This window comes from Aquiflexum sp., assembly GCF_977115555.1.
The window spans coordinates 1-16,195 of sequence record NZ_CDSBKL010000054.1 but is presented as its reverse complement, the minus strand read 5'-3'; the positions used below and the strand labels follow the sequence as shown (position 1 = coordinate 16,195).

Genomic DNA, 16,195 nt, shown 5'->3' with positions numbered 1-16,195 from the left:
TTAAATTTGCACTCCAATTACGGGAATGATTTAAAAAAAAACAAATCAATTCGTAGCAGATTATCTAGCCTGATAACGATCAGAAAGATAAAAAAGGCAAATGATTCCGTAGCTCAGCTGGTAGAGCAATACACTTTTAATGTATGGGTCCTGGGTTCGAGCCCCAGCGGGATCACAAGTTTAGCTTGCAAGGAGTTAAAAAGTATTTGAGTTAATAAAAAAGTTTCGGGGTGTAGCGTAGCCCGGTATCGCGCCTGCTTTGGGAGCAGGAGGTCGTAGGTTCGAATCCTGCCACCCCGACTTTATTTGCCTTTGTTTGTTCGTAATGATCAATCAAAATTTTATCCAGGTCCTGTAGCTCAATTGGATAGAGCAACTGCCTTCTAAGCAGTAGGTTTCAGGTTCGATTCCTGACAGGATCACACAAGAGCTTTAAGAGCATCTCTTCAAGGGGATGCTCAATTTATTAGGTAGTGTTCCTGTTTGTTAGTGTGACTATCTGGTCAATAAGGTTTGATTATTTATCCCGATGGCTTTCGGGATGGTAGAGCAAAACAATTGATTCCGTATCCCGATTGCTATCGGTACGGTAGAGCAAATATATGATTCCGTAGCTCAGCTGGTAGAGCAATACACTTTTAATGTATGGGTCCTGGGTTCGAATCCCAGCGGGATCACCAAGGCCTCCTCAAAAGGGAGGTTTTTTCTTTTTGGGATTGAGACTTTAATTATACCCATTTTTAAAAAATCAAATAATCCCAGGAATTTTAGGTTATTTGAATCTAAAAAATTTAATTCGGTTTATAATTTTGAAACCTTCGTTATCGTCATGAGTAAAATCTACTGGTGTAAAATTGATCACACCGTAACCTATTCAAATTATGTCTAGATCCACTACCCAACAAAGAAAACTTAAAATCGCTATTATCCTCACAGTATTGATTGTCATGATTTTTGGTAAAAATATACTTGAAAGGAAAAATTTCCGTGAACTCGGCAACTCCTTTGTGTCTTTCTATGAAGACAGATTAGTGGTAGAGAGTTATATATTTTCAATTTCAGAAAAGCTTTTCAGGATAAAACTTTTGGTAAACCACTGTCAATTTGAAAGTGATTACAGCCACGTGGTGGATGAAATCAGTACTTTTGAAGCTGATATATTGAACCTTGTCCAGGAGTTTGAAGATACCAAATTGACGATTGCTGAAGCTGGGTTTTTGACTGATTTCAAAAAAATAATCCAAGAAAACCTGAGGATCGCGGATTACAAATCTCTTTATTCGGAAGAGTCCGGAATAAATGCGGATAAAGTGAAAGAATACAATTCTTATATAGAAAAAGCAATTTTAGACCTGGAGAAACTTTCACAGATACAAATCGAGGAAGGACAAAAGTTAGCGACGAATTCAGATAAAGTGGTTAATAGGTCTCAAATTTGGTCACAATTTGAAGTGGCAGCTTTGGTAATACTGATAGTTATAATCTATTTGTTGATTTATACTTCGAGGTCAATCAAATCGAATTTTGTAGAGTAAAACAACAGGCCTGCAAAATGGATGCAGGCCTGTTTATTTTTAGAAAACCAAAGATTTCATAAATGCTGCATTTTTCTCAGCAGCTTCAATAGGAGTTGTTCCTTCAAACCTTTCCTGCTCCACAATAAAGTAATTCATCCCGTTATCCATTCCCGCACGAAGGATGCTGGGAAAATCCATGATCCCTGTACCGATTATAGTAGATCCATTTGGCTCCGAGAATTCAAAGTCACCTGATTTATCCTTCACATGACCAAGGGTAAATCTGTTTGGGTACTTTTTGATATATTCAATCGGGTCTTTACCTGCGGTATAAACCCAATATGTGTCCATTTCAAAATCTACCAAGCCCGGATCGGTATTTTCCAACATGTAGTCATGTGGGATTTGGCCTTCGAGTTCAATAAAACTATAGCCATGGTTGTGGTAGGCAAATTTGATTCCCTGCTGTTTGCATATTTCTCCTTGCTTGTTGAAATCATCCGTGATTCTCTTGAAATCATCCATAGATTTCTGAGGTCCTACCCATGGATTGATCAGGTATTTCATTCCGATAGCTGCAGCCTCTTCGGCCTGTTTTTCAAGGTTTTCGTAAGTATTGGCATGGGAAGCGATGAAATCAATGCCTAAGTCATCGGTCAGGCTTTTGAATTCTGTATTTTTCATTCCCCAAAAGATTCCTTTTCCATCATCAAAACCCTCAATCTGGGTATAGCCAAATCCTGCTATTGTTTTTATGGTTGCAATTGGGTCCTCAGCCATCTTTTCTTTTACAGAATACAATTGGAGGCCAAAATTATCCAAAATTCCTGTAGAGGCGCTCAAAACTGCTTTTGTGAGGGTGTCACTTTCTTTTTTTGGCGAGCAAAACTGTAGGGGAAGGAATGCCCCCGCGCTCATTGCCGCACTTAACTTGATGAATGTTCTTCTATTTTTCATGCTGGGGTTTTGTTTAATTTAAAAGAGACTATCCTGGGACAGCCTCTTTGTTTTCTGGTTATTAAATTGCGTATGCCTTATCTCCGGGTTTATATTCAATACAGGGTTCATATTTGCCCGGTACCTCGTAATACCTCAATTGCTGGGTGGCGCCTACTTCGGACGTGAAATAACCCAAAACGGTCAAATCCTGAAGCATTTTGACCACACCTGCATTTTTGTCTTCAGCATCGGCTGTTGCCTTAGCTTTCAGTTCATTTAGATAAGCAGTACGGTCTTCCAAAGTAGCATCAATAAAATCGCTTCCTTTGCTGGTTTTGAAGTCCTTTCTGATAAAATTCAGTCCATCAACAAAAGCTGTCTGCTGCTCGGCATTGTAGGTGTCCTTCACCATCATTACCATAAAACCACCAATGCCAACTTCTTTGGCTCCCGGAGTATCTGTGGTAGGGATGATGGCCTCACCAATTTCGTCTAAGAATGCGATATCTTTTGGAGAAAATTCCAGGCCTACAATTTGTTCGTCCGGCGCACATCCTGTGAGGATGACATTGGCTCCGACCATTGTTCCCCCCATCATTAAAACGACACTTTTCAAAGCATCTCTTCTATTCATTGCCATGATTGAGTTCTTTTAAGATTATAAATTTCCTTTTTTAAGTTCGCTGACAGCAAAATCCGCAGCTCTCGCTGTCAAAGCCATGTAGGTCAAAGAAGGATTTTGGGCCGCTGCTGAAGTCATACAGGCTCCATCGGTGACAAATACATTCATAGCATCCCAAACTTGGTTATTACCGTTTAGAACAGAGGTTTTGGGATCCCGTCCCATCCTTGCGGTTCCCATTTCGTGGATTCCTTGACCAAAAGTGTAACCTGCATCAAATGTTTTGACATTTTTCAATCCAGCTGCCTCAAGCATTTCAGCAGCATCGTTCATCATGTCAACCCTCATTTTTTTCTCGTTTTCTTTGATTTCGGCATCCATCTCCAGAATTGAAATACCCCATTTGTCTACCTTGTCTTTGCTGAGTTTGATGGTGTTTTCGTGGTAAGGGAGTATTTCTCCAAATGCGGTGATTCCCATACTCCAAGGTCCTGGTTCACTTAATGCCTCTTTCATAGGTGCACCGAAGTTCATTTCAGCGACATTTCTACTCCATCCTGATCTTGAAGCACCACCTTGATAACCAAAGCCCCTTAGGTAGTCTCTTTTGTCTCCATCCACATTTCTAAATCTAGGGATGTAAACACCATTTGGTCTTCTTCCAAAGTAGTACTTGTCTTCATATCCTTCGGCCGTTCCATTGGCGCCTAATCTGAAATGATGGTCCATGACATTGTGCCCCAATTCTCCTGAGCTGCTTCCCAATCCTTCCGGCCAAATATCAGTTGCGGATCTCATCAGAATGGAAGTGGAATTGAAGGCAGATGCACAAAGGAAAATGATCTTGGCATTGAATTCATAAGTCTGGTTTGTTTCACCATCTATGATTTCTACCCCTGTGGCTTTTTTGCTGTCTTTATCATAAATCAATTTGGTGACAATGGACCAAGGTCTCAAAGTCAGGTTTCCTGTCTTAATTGCAGCAGGCATGGTAGAGGATTGGGTAGAAAAATAACCACCAAATGGACAGCCCAGCGAGCATTTGTTTCTAAACTGACATTGGGACCTGCCTTCCAAAGGCTGAGTAAGGTTGGCAACCCTCCCGATAGTGACTAGCCTTTTTCCGTCAAATGCTTTCTTTACTCTTTCTGCAACATCTTTCTCAACGCAGTTGAGTGGCATAGGTGGCTGAAAATCCCCGTCAGGCAATTGGGCAAGGCCATCCTTATTTCCTGAAATACCCGCAAATTTCTCCACGTGGCTGTACCAAGGTGCCAGATCTTTGTACCTGATCGGCCAGTCTACCGCAATTCCTTCTTTAAGATTAGCTTCAAAATCCAAATCACCTAATCGATAACTTTGTCTTCCCCAAAGCAGAGATCTTCCGCCTACTTGATATCCCCTAAACCAAGTGAATGGTTTGGTTTCGATATAAGGAGATTCAGATTCATGTGCCCACCAATCCAGGTTGAGCTCATTAAGTACGTAATCTCTTTTTAGATTCGGATGTGCTTCAAGCATTTCTGTTGTTCTCCTGCCTCTGTGAGGAACTTCCCAAGGTGCAAGCGTAGCTGTTTTGTAATCGGTTTTGTGTACTACATTGGGTCCTCTTTCGAGCATGAGGACCTTTAGTCCTTTTTCTGTCAACTCTTTCGCTGCCCAGCCCCCGCTGATTCCGGAGCCGACCACGATAGCGTCATAGGTATTGTCTGCCATAATTAGTTATTGGTTGAATTTATTTATATATCACATATTCTGATGGCCTCGGCAAGTGAAGCCATTTTGTCTGCCTTTTTTGGGACAAATTCCTGACAGAAATATCCTTTGTACCCCGTTTCCAAGATTGCTTTTACAATCGGCGGATAATAGATTTCCTGGGTCTCATCTATTTCATTCCTTCCTGGATTTCCGGCGGTATGATAATGCCCAAAGTATTTGTGGTCTCTTTTGATGGTACGAATTATGTCTCCCTCCATGATCTGCATATGGTAGATATCGTATAGGAGCTTGAGATTGGGAGAATCCACTCTTTTGCAAAGTTCAATTCCCCATGCACTTTTGTCGCACATATAATCTGCATGGTCTACCTTGCTGTTGAGTAGCTCCATAATAATCATTACATTGTGCTTTTCTGCCGTTGCCATGATTTTTTTAAGACCTTCAGCAGAATTCTTTAAACCTGTCTCGTCATCCATTCCGTTTCTGTTGCCGCTGAAGGCGATCAGATTTTTGTATCCTGCTTTTGCTACCAAAGGAATAACTTCCTCATAACCTTTGATCAACTGTTCATGGTTTTTTGGGTCATTCCAGCCTTTAACGATTCCCATGTCTGCACCATTGCACAGTGAGCATACCACACCGTGTTTTTGGAGGATATGCCAGTTGTTTGGTCCTATCAAGTCAATGGCATTGAATCCGATTTTTTTGATTTCAATACAAAGCTCCTCAATGGTCATCGGATTAAAAGGCCAATGACAGACGGCGTGGTTGACATTTCCTTTGAGTTGATAGGGCATATTTTCTGCTTGGGTATTGATTAATGGCAATCCGGTGGCGGCCGCTGTCCCCATCAATATTTTTTTCAGACTGTTTCTTCTGCTGGTATGAGTCATGATTCAATAGGTTTTATTTCAGGCTTTTTGTTCATTGTTTCATTCTTAAAGAATATCAGGAAAATCAATACCACTAATATAGCAATACCAGATGGAATCATCCAGATGGACTTCCAATCATGTGTACCATCTGCATTCAAATATAAATCAGTGACTTGTCCGGCGACAGCAAATCCTATCAGCATTCCAAAGCCATAGGTAGCCAAAGTAATAAGTCCTTGGGCTGAGGATTGAAATTTCTCTCCTGCCTTAGAATCGGTGTAGATTTGACCTGAAACAAAAAAGAAATCGTAGCAGATACCATGAAGCGCAATGCCCACAATCAACAAATAGAGTCCACCTCCTGCATCTCCGATCGAAAATAGTGCATACCGCACCACCCAAGCCAACATTCCTACCAACATGGTCATTTTAAAGCCGAATCTTTTGAAGAAAAAAGGAAGCAAAAGCAGGAAGAAAGCTTCTGAAACCTGCCCGATTGTCATTTTGCCCGTAGGGTCGGAAACGCCGATTTCAGCCAGAAAAGGGTTAGCATTTTGATAATAAAAAGCCAAAGGTATACAGATCAAAATGGATGAAAGGAAGAATATGGCATAGTTTTTATCCTTCAATAGTTTCAATGCATCCAGACCGATCAAATCACCGATTTTTACTTTTTCATTTTTATTGGCTCTAGGAGGAGTTTTTGGTAAAGTGAATGAGAATAAGCCCAAAATCAGGGAAGATATCGAAGCCATTAGAAAAGTATTTTTCAGGAAACCGTTGGACATATTTCCCACTTCATCCCACATAAAAACATAACTGATGGAAAGTCCCGCTGCGATCCAACCTATGGTACCCCAAACTCTGATGGGAGAAAATTCTTTTTCGGGGTCTTTCATCTGTCTGAAAGAAACCGAATTGACTAAAGCCAGCGTCGGCATGTAGAGCACCATGTACCCGAATATGAACGGATAAAACAAATCGAAACTCGTGGCCTGATAGCAGAGATATAGCAAGACTGCACCAATAAGGTGGAGGAAGCCAAGAATCTTTTCGGCATTGAAATATCGGTCAGCTATCAGCCCGATGATAAATGGCGCAATGATAGCACCAAATGACTGGGTAGAAAATGCAGCACCGATCTGTGTATAGCTTGCACCTAAGTTTGTAACCAAAAAAGTACCCATGGTCACATACCAGGAACCCCAAACGAAGAATTCCAAGAACATCATGAAAGAAAGTTGGGCTCTGGTTCCGGAATGCATATGTCGTGGTTGATTGGTTAAAATCAGATGAAATGAAGCAGTAAAGTATCAATTTTATGTTTAAAATTAAGGGATTTTGCCTTAATTTTAGTTTTTCTGAAAGACCGAATGAAATAAGGCATTAAGCAGTTCAAAACTTTACCACTCATAACATCTTACTGCAATTGGTCATTTATTTCATTTCGTGTTTAAGTCAAACCAAATCATAATTTATCTTACAAGAAATTTAAAACATTATTGTAAACCCTGAAAACCTAAAATCCAGAATAAATATGGCAGCACAGAAAAAACTCAAAATGGGAATGGTCGGAGGCGGTCCTGGTGCATTTATCGGTGCAATACACCGGAGTGCAGCTTTGATGGACGGTTTGATAGAAATCACAGCAGGATCTTTTAGCAGCAACCCTGAAAAATCCCGACAGGCAGGTGAAGAACTCATGCTTGACCCATCGAGAGTTTATTCCTCCTATGATGAAATGATCCAAAAGGAACTCGCATTACCGGAATCTGAGCGGATTGACATCATCAGTATTGTAACCCCAAACAATGTTCACTTTGATCCGACCAAAAAAGCTTTGGAGGCAGGATTTCATGTCGTGTTGGACAAGCCGATGACTTTGACCTATGACCAAGCCAAAGATCTTTACAAAATCATCAAAAAGAGCGACAAGCTTTTTTGTCTGACACATACCTATACAGGATATCCGATGATCAAGCAGATGAAGCAGATGATTGCAGAAGGGGTCATCGGCGAAGTCAGGAAAGTATATGTAGAATATCCTCAAGGATGGCTCCATAAGCTTCTAGAATATGAAAATAAACAGGCAGAGTGGAGAACTGACCCGACGAGAAACGGCAAGGCGGGTTGCTTTGGCGACATTGGTACACATGCCTTCAACCTAGCAGAATATGTCTCAGGAATAAAAGTGGCAAAAATATGTGCTGACCTTGATATCAAAGTCAAAGGAAGACCTATAGATGATGATGGAGCTGTTTTAATGCGGTTTGAAAACAATGCATCAGGGATTTTGACTGCTTCACAGATCGATGCCGGTTGTGAGAACAACCTCAAAATCCGTGTTTATGGAGAAAAAGGTGGGTTGGAATGGATGCAGGAAGATAACAATACCTTGAGACTAAGATGGTCTGACAGGCCAGATGAAATATACCGTGCAGGAAATGGCTATCTTGGCTCTTTGGCCAGTGAAAACACCAGAACTCCCGCAGGTCACCCAGAAGGTTATATTGAAGCTTTTGCCAATATTTACAGAAACTTTGCGAGGTGCATTTATGCATTGAGAAAAGGGGAGGAACCCAAAGCCGAATGGTGGGATTTCCCGGGAGCTGAAGATGGTATCAGGGGTATGGCCTTTATCGAAAATGTATTGGCGAGCTCAGCTTCAGACATGAAGTGGACACCGTTTACTGTGGAGTATTAAAAATGGGGGAGATAAGCGAGAAACAAGAAGAAAGTATCAAGTACTAAGTACCAAGTACCAAGTCCTGAGCTCTCTTAATGAATCGCTAATCCAAATTTGAAACCTTTAAACTTTCCAAACATTTTAATTTTACAATTTTCCAATCTTAAAATTTTCCAATCTTTAATTACATAAACCTATGAAAACCATAAAGGGACCAGCAGTTTTTTTGGCGCAGTTTGCTGATGACAAGGCGCCGTTCAACAGTCTAAAAAGCATCTGCGAGTGGATGTCTGCAGCCGGATACAAAGGTGTTCAGATTCCATCCTGGGATGGGAGATTGATTGATCTTCAAAAAGCGGCTGAAAGTAAAACCTACGCTGATGAAATCAAAGGCATCGTCAATGCCACAGGCATGGAAATCACCGAACTTTCTACCCACCTTCAAGGACAATTGGTGGCCACACATCCTGCTTATAATGAGCTTTTCGATGGTTTTGCTCCTGCAAACCTTGCCGGTAATCTTAAAGCTAAATCCGAGTGGGCTACCCAACAGCTGAAATTTGCCGCTAAAGCCTCTGCCAATCTTGGACTGAATGCCCATGCGACTTTTTCGGGTGCCCTGATGTGGCAAACGGTATATCCTTGGCCACAGCGGCCGGCAGGTCTAGTTGATACAGGATTTACCGAATTGGCCAAAAGATGGATGCCTATCTTGGATACATTTGAGGAATATGGTGTCGATGTATGTTATGAACTGCACCCAGGTGAAGACCTTCACGACGGGATTACTTTCGAAATGTTTTTGGAGAAAGTAAACAACCACAAGCGTGCAAATATCCTATATGACCCAAGCCACTTTGTATTACAGTGTCTTGACTATTTGCAATTCATTGATTTTTATCACGAAAGAATCAAAATGTTCCATGTAAAGGATGCTGAATTCAATCCTACCGGCAAGCAGGGAGTTTATGGCGGATACCAAGGATGGGTACAGCGTGCCGGAAGATTCCGCTCTTTGGGAGATGGTCAAGTTGATTTTAGTGGTATCTTTAGCAAACTTTCCCAGTACGACTACTCCGGTTGGGCAGTACTCGAATGGGAATGTGCCATCAAGCATCCCGAACAGGGAGCGCTTGAGGGAGCTCCTTTTATAGCAGACCATATCATCAGGGTAACAGAAAAAGCTTTTGATGATTTTGCTTCAGCAGGTGCTGACGAGGCTTTCAATAAAAAAATCTTAGGAATTTAAATTACCATTAACCTATATTTTATGAAACTGATTAAATCATTGACTCTTGGCTTGATAGCCGTATCCGCATTGACTTATTCCTGTGGTGGAGGTTCGAACTCTGAAACTGCTACTACAGAGACTGCGGTCACACCACCCCCCGCAGCACCGATTAGTCTGGAAGAAAAATACAAAGACGATCCGATCTTTATTGCAGGTCAAGCAAAGACCAAAGAGTCTGGCTGTACTGCTTGTCACATGGTAGAAAGAAAAATTGTAGGACCATCTTACGCCGATGTAGCTGCAAAGTATGAAAGCACCCCTGAAAATATCGCTTTGCTGACCAAGCACGTGATCGAAGGACATGTAGGTACTTGGGGAGAAATCGCAATGACTCCACATCCACAGCTTGCACCTGCTGACGTGGAGGAGATGGTGAAATATGTTCTCCTTTTGAAGAAATAATAATGAAAAAACAAGCCTTTATATTTCTGTTTTCAGCTTCCATGGTATTTGCCTGTGGGGGGAACCAAGAGGCAACCGAAGAAACTGAGGTTGCAGAGTTAGCTGAAACTGTTGCTCCTGAATCTGAGTGGATCAGCCTATTTGATGGAACTTCATTTAACGGATGGTCCAAATATGGTGGGGGAGAAGTCGGCAAAGCCTGGAAAGTTCAGGATGGCGCCATTTACCTTGATGCAACCAACAAAGACGGTTGGCAGACCGGAGACGGTGGTGACATCGTGACCAATGAGGAATTTGAAAACTTCCACTTACAAGTGGAGTGGAAAATAGCTCCTAATGGAAACAGCGGCATTATCTTCTTTGTGCATGAAGCACCTGAGTTTTCTTATCCTTGGAATACCGGGATGGAAATGCAGGTTCTTGACAATGGTGGACATCCTGATGCCAAGATCGTAAGCCACCGCGCAGGTGATTTGTATGACCTGATCGTAAGCAGTGAAGAGACTGTGAAGCCTGTCGGAGAATGGAATCTAGCAGAAATCATCGCCAAAGACGGAAATCTTGAACTTCACCTTAATGGAGTCATGATTGTGTCCACCACCCTTTGGACTCCTGAGTGGGAAGCTTTGATCGCCAAAAGTAAATTCAAAGACATGCCAGGTTTTGGGACCTTCAAGAAAGGCAAAATCGCCCTTCAAGACCATGGAGATGAAGTATGGTTTAGAAATATCAGGATCAAGAAGCTGTAGATTTCTATAAAAAAATCATTTAAAAACAAAACCCAGGTTAAAAACCTGGGTTTTGTTTTTTTTTGGAAAGTTTTTTTTTAATTCCCGGGAAATCTAAAAACTAACCCCCCGTCAAACCCAAATTGAAGCATGGTAGAGTAAGTGGAAACGCCTGCACTTGATCCCCCTGTTCCAAAGAAAAAACCTCCGCCTACAGATTGGACTGCGGAAAATAATGATGCCTGAAGCCTTATAGCAATACTCTCTGAAACCCAAAAGTTAGATCCACCTCGGATATTCCATGAGAACTTTGTAGAGTTGCTTTTATTTCCATTATCAGGATTTCGGATATTAAAGATCCCCATCCCAAGACCGCCGCCCACAAAAGGTTCCACTGTATCATTAATCGGAAAATAATTAGTGAAGTTTACCATCACCCAATTGATTCCCACTTCAAAATTTGAAGTGTTAATACCACCTCCTCCTATACTTGGGTCCCGATAGGTGGTCGGTGCAAAGGTATCCTGTCTTTTGTATTGCAATTCAATGGCACGATTACCCGGGATTGCATATTCCAAACCGACCCCCCATCTAAAGCCATCGTCAAAACGGCCTTGAACATAAGAATTGGCTGTATAATAATTGTCAAAGCTATCAGGAAATACATATCCAGCATAAGTATTTACGCGTAAACCTTGGCCAAAACTTAATCCACTTAAAAGTATAAATGCGATAAGAATTATTGTTTTTTTCATTTTTCTAAAGGGGTTTAATTCGTGATTTTTTTTAATAGAGGGAGGAATAATAGGTGATCCGTTTTTTGACAGAGAAATATGCCATTTATAAATTCGAAATTTTGCTCTGTTAGTATTTTGTTGAAAGATAGCAAAGAGCTGATATTTTCTTCAAAAAAGCTTCAAAAAATAATAAAGCTTTTTCTTTCTAAAATTAGATATTAGGGTCTAATTTCTTTTTGCCCGTAAAAATTCCCTCTGCCATAGTTCCAAGTTTTACTTTTCCTTTCATTTCAGTTCCATCCACGGTGCCGTCATATTCAATTATTTCTCCGCTAATTCTGAATTCGAGATGGATAATATTACCCTTGAGAGTTCCTTTTACTTCGGAGTCTCCCAATTGACCCGAATATTTTCCCTTTAGATTGGTGGCGTCTACGTGTTCAAGTACAAAAGTCGGCGAACCGCTTCCCACCGTGGTTTCAACATTCATAATCCACGTTCCTTTTACATTTGTGGCGGTTTGTGCCAATAGAAAATCAGTTTTTACTACAAAGAATAAGATGAGAATAAAGGCTAATTTTTTCATTTCAATTGATTTAAGTGAAAGTCGAATTTAAGAAAATTCTGAAAGTATTTTATTTCAATTTTTATGGACTTTAGGTGGATTTCAGATTTCTGACTTTTTGCTTAAATTAGGATGCAGTGACTCATATTTTGACTGGAAAAGCCTTTTTTTTTTATTTCGGATTTACTATTACTCTGAAGGCTAAATTTCATTAGTGGTATTTTAAATAGTTGTCCAAAAAGATTTAATTAATGGACTCAAGTTAAAGCAAGTTTTTCCTTCTTTTCTAATTTTTGGACCTTCACCAATAGAACCAGACCAATTGAGAACCAAATTGCAAGTGCAATGATCGAATTGCGCATACTGCCGGTGAGGTTGTCCATAAATCCCCACATGACAAGTCCACACATCATCGCTAGCTTTTCACAGACATCGAAGAAGCTGAAATACCCTGCATTGTTTTCTGTTTTTGGGATAAATTTGGAATAGGTCGACCGTGAAAGAGATTGGATTCCTCCCATTACCATCCCGATAAAAAAACCCGCAATATAAAAGTGAAAAGCAGTCTGAATAAAATAGCTTCCGATACAGATTACAATCCAAACAGCGACTGCAAGATGAAGAGCCTTGAGATTGCCTGTTTTTTTTGAAATCCATGCAAAAAGAAATGCCCCTGCAATTCCCACATATTCAAGCAATAATATGGTAGTGATCAACTCAGTCATGCCCATTCCGACTTCCTTTTCCCCAAATGATGCAGCCATAAACATCACCGTCTGTACGCCCATGATATAAAAGAAAAAACTCATCAGGTACATTTTTAATTTCCTCTCATTTTTTAGCCGACCCCAGATCTTTGCCAATTCCCGGTATCCGTTGAGGAGAAACTTCCTCTCTGCCATGGTTTTGGAGTAGATTCCTTTGGGAAGCTTTCGAAAAGTAACCTGCGCAAATCCAAACCACCATATGCCTGTTAGGAGAAATGAAATTCTGGGGAGTAGCGAACCATCTTCTACACCAAGCGCATCCTGATTGAGGATGGCGGCAAGATTGAGGAGTAGTAGGGTCGTCGAACCGATATAGCCATATGCATAACCTCGCGCACTGACTTTGTCTTGTTGGTCATCAGTGGCGATAGCGGGGAGATACGAATTATAAAAAACAATGCTGCCCGAATAACCTATCGTCGCCAGCATCATGAAGGCCAAACCGAAGTGAACCATTTCGGGTCCGTCAAAGAAGAAAAGTAAAGAACATCCGACTGCTCCTAGATAGCAAAAGAACTGCATAAACCTCTTTTGATTGCTGTAATAATCCGAAATTGAGGAAAGCAATGGGGAAATGAGGGCGATTATACCAAAAGCAAGACCCAGATTGATCGAATAAGCCGCGGTATTTTCAATCTCTAAACCGAAAACCCTGATTTTGCTGCCAAATTCAGTGGTTGTAATGGAATTGTAAAAAGCAGGAAAAATTGCCGAAGCAATCACCAAAGAGTAGACTGAGTTGGACCAGTCATACATGGCCCAGGCACGGATGGTTTTTCGGTCATTCTTTGCAAGAACCGGTTCGTCTCCTTTCATCTGATTTGGTTATTGGGCTAATGGTACCCTATGAAGATAAAAAGAATTTTTCCGAAAAAGTAAAAATGGAAATACAGGTTTAAACTCTATTTTATCTAAACTTCAAATTTAAAGAAAACAGGTAATCCAGATATGGGATTTTCTTTAAACCGAAAATGAGAACCAAACAGATAATTAGAATTATTGCCGCAAAAACCATCCCTCCGATAAAGGTTTCCGAATATTTGAGTTCGATAAAATAGGGACTTAGGAACCCACCGACTATCCTGTGAAGGAGGTAAATTCCCAAGGTATTTTTACTGATACCCTTGAGGACATTGCCTGCAAAACCACTGCTTTTGTATGGCATAGATAGGATATAAATTGCCACAACCATGACTAGTGCAAATAAAGAATCAAACGCTTCGAACCCAATATCCCATGTTTCATTATACCTGAAAGAAAGAATAATGCCATACACAAACAACATTACCATGGAAAGGGGTAATACCACCATAGATATGATCCTATTTTTTTTATTGCTGATGGCCTCTTTCATTGATAACAGAATCCCTCCCAACATAAAATAGCCGATCGAATACCCATAAATTCCGCTGAAGGCATTGAAGCCACCAAAATAGTTCAGGTTTAAGTTTGTATTCAAAAATTTTTGTGATAAAAAGCTCGCAAGCGTTGCCAAAACAGCGATAAACGTATTACCAAAAGTCAATATCATGACACAGCCAAAAAAGAAAAAGAAATATGGCTTTTTGGTTTTATAGGCCAAAAATAAGAGGGGGAAAAAAACATAGATTACCAAAAGGGTTTCCAAAAACCAAAGGTGATTGACCCATCCGTTTTTCAAAGTATATATGTCTTTTATGATTCCTGATACAGTTATACTTTCACCATATATCAAGGAAAGTGAAATCATGGTGATGAATCCCCATATAATCACCAATATGATTGTTTTTAAGATTTTGGAAATATGGTCGTTAAGACTAAAATCCGACTTGTTGAAGAGCAAAGCACCATTGACAAAAAAGAAAATTGGGACACAGGTACTGAAAATGGAGAAAACAAAGAAATTGGAATAAGCCTCCGTTTTTCCTGTCCCAATAAAGTCAATTTCCATAATCGGGAAATGGTATATCACGACAAAATAAATGGCCATGGCTTTCATTAAGTCCAAACCATCATAGGTCTGAAATTTTTTTACAGCAGGGTCATTTTGTTGCATTTCAAAAATTCAATTTGGCGGTAAATGTAAGCGAGATGGTAAAATTTTTATCTGTTTGTCGGATAGTTTGGAATATTTAAACCTAGGATGATGTCATGATTGGCTATATGGATTCCATCTTTCAAAATTACTTTTAAAATTCCGCTCCCGGTACGGTTTTCCGGAGGATATTTTATAAAGTAGGGTGTCAAAAGAGGATCATCATCAAAAACCAAATCATCAGTATAATATTCATCTTCGATGTTGGGTTCTTTAATCGAAAGATGGATATGGGCAGGCAAATCCTCATTTGGATACGGAGCAGGACGTATGGTGTAAATTCTGAATTTTCCGTCTTTCCCTGTTTTTACCCAACCTCTAAGCCTTCCATGACTTTTTGCTTTAGGATCAGTTTTGGTGTCCTCGGCATAATATCCTTCGGTGTCGGTATGCCAATAATAAATGATGACGTCAGCAGCCTGTTTTCCACTGGTTTGAAAAACAGTTCCGCTTACAATCAGTTTTTGGCCCTTTCCCTCATTCCAAGCTGCACTCGTATCCATGCTATTAATTTCTTTGGGAAGCCCAACAAACATCATCTCACAGCCATCGCATCCTCCGCCAACTATTCTGTTTCCCGATTTTGGATTCGACCTGTTTTCGACATTTCTTGTTTGGCCATTGCAGCCGATAGCAACCAGAATGATCAATAACCAAGTAAGCGATTCTTTTTCCATTTTTTCTTCAAGTTAGCATTGGTTATAAAATTGAGAATTGGCTTAAAACCCAGATTAATTGTCAAACAGTACACTCTGCATATTTTTTAAAGTTTTTCAGAATTGACTGACAAAAAGCCTCTTGAACATCGAGAGGAGTATGTTTTTCGGGTTCGAATAATTCCGTCAGTTTCACCCCTTCATCTGTTTGTTCTAATGTCAATGTTGTCTTACGTCCATCAGCACCTACATGGCTGATTTCCTTGTGACTGATGATTTTGTCATAAATACATTCATAATCAAAGCCATCGCTTTTGTCTAGGGCCTCCATTTTCAGGTACAATTTTCCGCCAACCTGAAAGTCATTTTTGGCGACCGGGGTATGCCATTCGTTGGAAATGATGTTCCAGTTCTTGATGTGGTCAGGTTCGATCCACAGCCCCCAGACCTTTTCGATGGAGGCATTGATGACCACTTCTCCTTTTAACAGTTCTTTGAAATTTTCCATATTTTATTTTCAAATTTTACTTTTTGAGTCCTGAAGTTCAAGAATTTAAAAACCTAATTCAGCCTAATTATTTCATTATTTCTTTCACTAGAAAAGAGCAAATTTATGC

Annotated in this window: 16 protein-coding genes and 4 tRNA genes; 9 read left to right on the top strand and 11 right to left on the bottom strand. The window is 40.3% G+C overall.

The window, feature by feature from the left end:
* Positions 1–102: 102 nt before the first annotated feature.
* The 5 genes from ACZFYI_RS05520 (at position 103) to ACZFYI_RS05500 (ending at position 1,535) form a co-directional block, all read left to right on the top strand.
* Positions 103–175 (top strand) — tRNA-Lys (locus tag ACZFYI_RS05520).
* Between the two features lie 51 nt (positions 176–226).
* Positions 227–300, top strand: a tRNA-Pro gene (locus ACZFYI_RS05515).
* Positions 301–348: 48 nt separating this feature from the next.
* Positions 349–422 (top strand) — tRNA-Arg (locus ACZFYI_RS05510).
* A 182-nt stretch (positions 423–604) separates the two neighbouring features.
* Positions 605–680: transfer RNA gene (locus ACZFYI_RS05505), tRNA-Lys, on the top strand.
* A gap of 201 nt (positions 681–881) precedes the next feature.
* Positions 882–1,535, top strand: a complete 654-nt coding sequence (locus ACZFYI_RS05500; RefSeq protein WP_462523119.1) for an MCP four helix bundle domain-containing protein — start codon at positions 882–884, stop codon at positions 1,533–1,535.
* Between the two features lie 39 nt (positions 1,536–1,574).
* Here the strand turns inward: ACZFYI_RS05500 and ACZFYI_RS05495 are convergent, their stop codons facing one another.
* The 5 genes from ACZFYI_RS05495 to ACZFYI_RS05475 all read right to left on the bottom strand — a co-directional run bounded on the left by ACZFYI_RS05495 (position 1,575) and on the right by ACZFYI_RS05475 (position 6,937).
* Positions 1,575–2,474, bottom strand: coding sequence for a sugar phosphate isomerase/epimerase family protein (locus tag ACZFYI_RS05495; RefSeq protein ID WP_462523118.1), 900 nt, complete (start codon positions 2,472–2,474; stop codon positions 1,575–1,577).
* Positions 2,475–2,535: 61 nt separating this feature from the next.
* Positions 2,536–3,096, bottom strand: a complete 561-nt coding sequence (locus ACZFYI_RS05490; RefSeq protein ID WP_462523117.1) for a gluconate 2-dehydrogenase subunit 3 family protein — start codon at positions 3,094–3,096, stop codon at positions 2,536–2,538.
* An 18-nt stretch (positions 3,097–3,114) separates the two neighbouring features.
* Positions 3,115–4,794 (bottom strand): GMC oxidoreductase, encoded by a 1,680-nt coding sequence (locus ACZFYI_RS05485; RefSeq protein WP_462523116.1) that lies wholly within the window; start codon positions 4,792–4,794, stop codon positions 3,115–3,117.
* Between the two features lie 23 nt (positions 4,795–4,817).
* A complete protein-coding gene (locus ACZFYI_RS05480; protein WP_462523115.1) occupies positions 4,818–5,690 on the bottom strand; it encodes a hydroxypyruvate isomerase family protein in 873 nt (290 codons plus the stop codon).
* Positions 5,687–6,937, bottom strand: coding sequence for a nucleoside permease (locus tag ACZFYI_RS05475; protein ID WP_462523114.1), 1,251 nt, complete (start codon positions 6,935–6,937; stop codon positions 5,687–5,689). Before ACZFYI_RS05475 ends, ACZFYI_RS05480 begins: the two co-directional genes overlap by 4 nt.
* A gap of 272 nt (positions 6,938–7,209) precedes the next feature.
* On the opposite strand from ACZFYI_RS05475, the gene ACZFYI_RS05470 reads away from it, so the two are divergent.
* From ACZFYI_RS05470 to ACZFYI_RS05455, 4 genes are all read left to right on the top strand, one after another.
* A complete protein-coding gene (locus tag ACZFYI_RS05470) occupies positions 7,210–8,376 on the top strand; it encodes a Gfo/Idh/MocA family protein (RefSeq protein WP_462523113.1) in 1,167 nt (388 codons plus the stop codon).
* Positions 8,377–8,554: 178 nt separating this feature from the next.
* On the top strand, positions 8,555–9,607 hold the full coding sequence (locus ACZFYI_RS05465; protein ID WP_462523112.1) for a sugar phosphate isomerase/epimerase family protein: 1,053 nt from the start codon (positions 8,555–8,557) through the stop codon (positions 9,605–9,607).
* A gap of 21 nt (positions 9,608–9,628) precedes the next feature.
* Positions 9,629–10,051, top strand: coding sequence for a c-type cytochrome (locus ACZFYI_RS05460; protein WP_462523111.1), 423 nt, complete (start codon positions 9,629–9,631; stop codon positions 10,049–10,051).
* Between the two features lie 2 nt (positions 10,052–10,053).
* A complete protein-coding gene (locus ACZFYI_RS05455; protein ID WP_462523110.1) occupies positions 10,054–10,800 on the top strand; it encodes a 3-keto-disaccharide hydrolase in 747 nt (248 codons plus the stop codon).
* A gap of 77 nt (positions 10,801–10,877) precedes the next feature.
* Here ACZFYI_RS05455 and ACZFYI_RS05450 read toward each other — a convergent pair whose 3' ends face one another.
* The 6 genes from ACZFYI_RS05450 to ACZFYI_RS05425 all read right to left on the bottom strand — a co-directional run bounded on the left by ACZFYI_RS05450 (position 10,878) and on the right by ACZFYI_RS05425 (position 16,086).
* Entirely contained in the window at positions 10,878–11,534 is a 657-nt protein-coding gene (locus tag ACZFYI_RS05450) for a porin family protein (protein ID WP_462523109.1), read from the bottom strand.
* Between the two features lie 193 nt (positions 11,535–11,727).
* Entirely contained in the window at positions 11,728–12,102 is a 375-nt protein-coding gene (locus ACZFYI_RS05445) for a hypothetical protein (RefSeq protein WP_462523108.1), read from the bottom strand.
* Between the two features lie 236 nt (positions 12,103–12,338).
* A complete protein-coding gene (locus ACZFYI_RS05440; protein ID WP_462523107.1) occupies positions 12,339–13,664 on the bottom strand; it encodes an MFS transporter in 1,326 nt (441 codons plus the stop codon).
* A gap of 91 nt (positions 13,665–13,755) precedes the next feature.
* Positions 13,756–14,883: an acyltransferase gene (locus ACZFYI_RS05435; RefSeq protein ID WP_462523106.1), complete on the bottom strand. Its 1,128-nt coding sequence runs from the start codon at positions 14,881–14,883 to the stop codon at positions 13,756–13,758.
* Positions 14,884–14,930: 47 nt separating this feature from the next.
* A complete protein-coding gene (locus tag ACZFYI_RS05430; protein WP_462523105.1) occupies positions 14,931–15,599 on the bottom strand; it encodes a dioxygenase family protein in 669 nt (222 codons plus the stop codon).
* Positions 15,600–15,660: 61 nt separating this feature from the next.
* Positions 15,661–16,086: an SRPBCC domain-containing protein gene (locus tag ACZFYI_RS05425; protein ID WP_462523104.1), complete on the bottom strand. Its 426-nt coding sequence runs from the start codon at positions 16,084–16,086 to the stop codon at positions 15,661–15,663.
* Between the last annotated feature and the right edge of the window lie 109 nt (positions 16,087–16,195).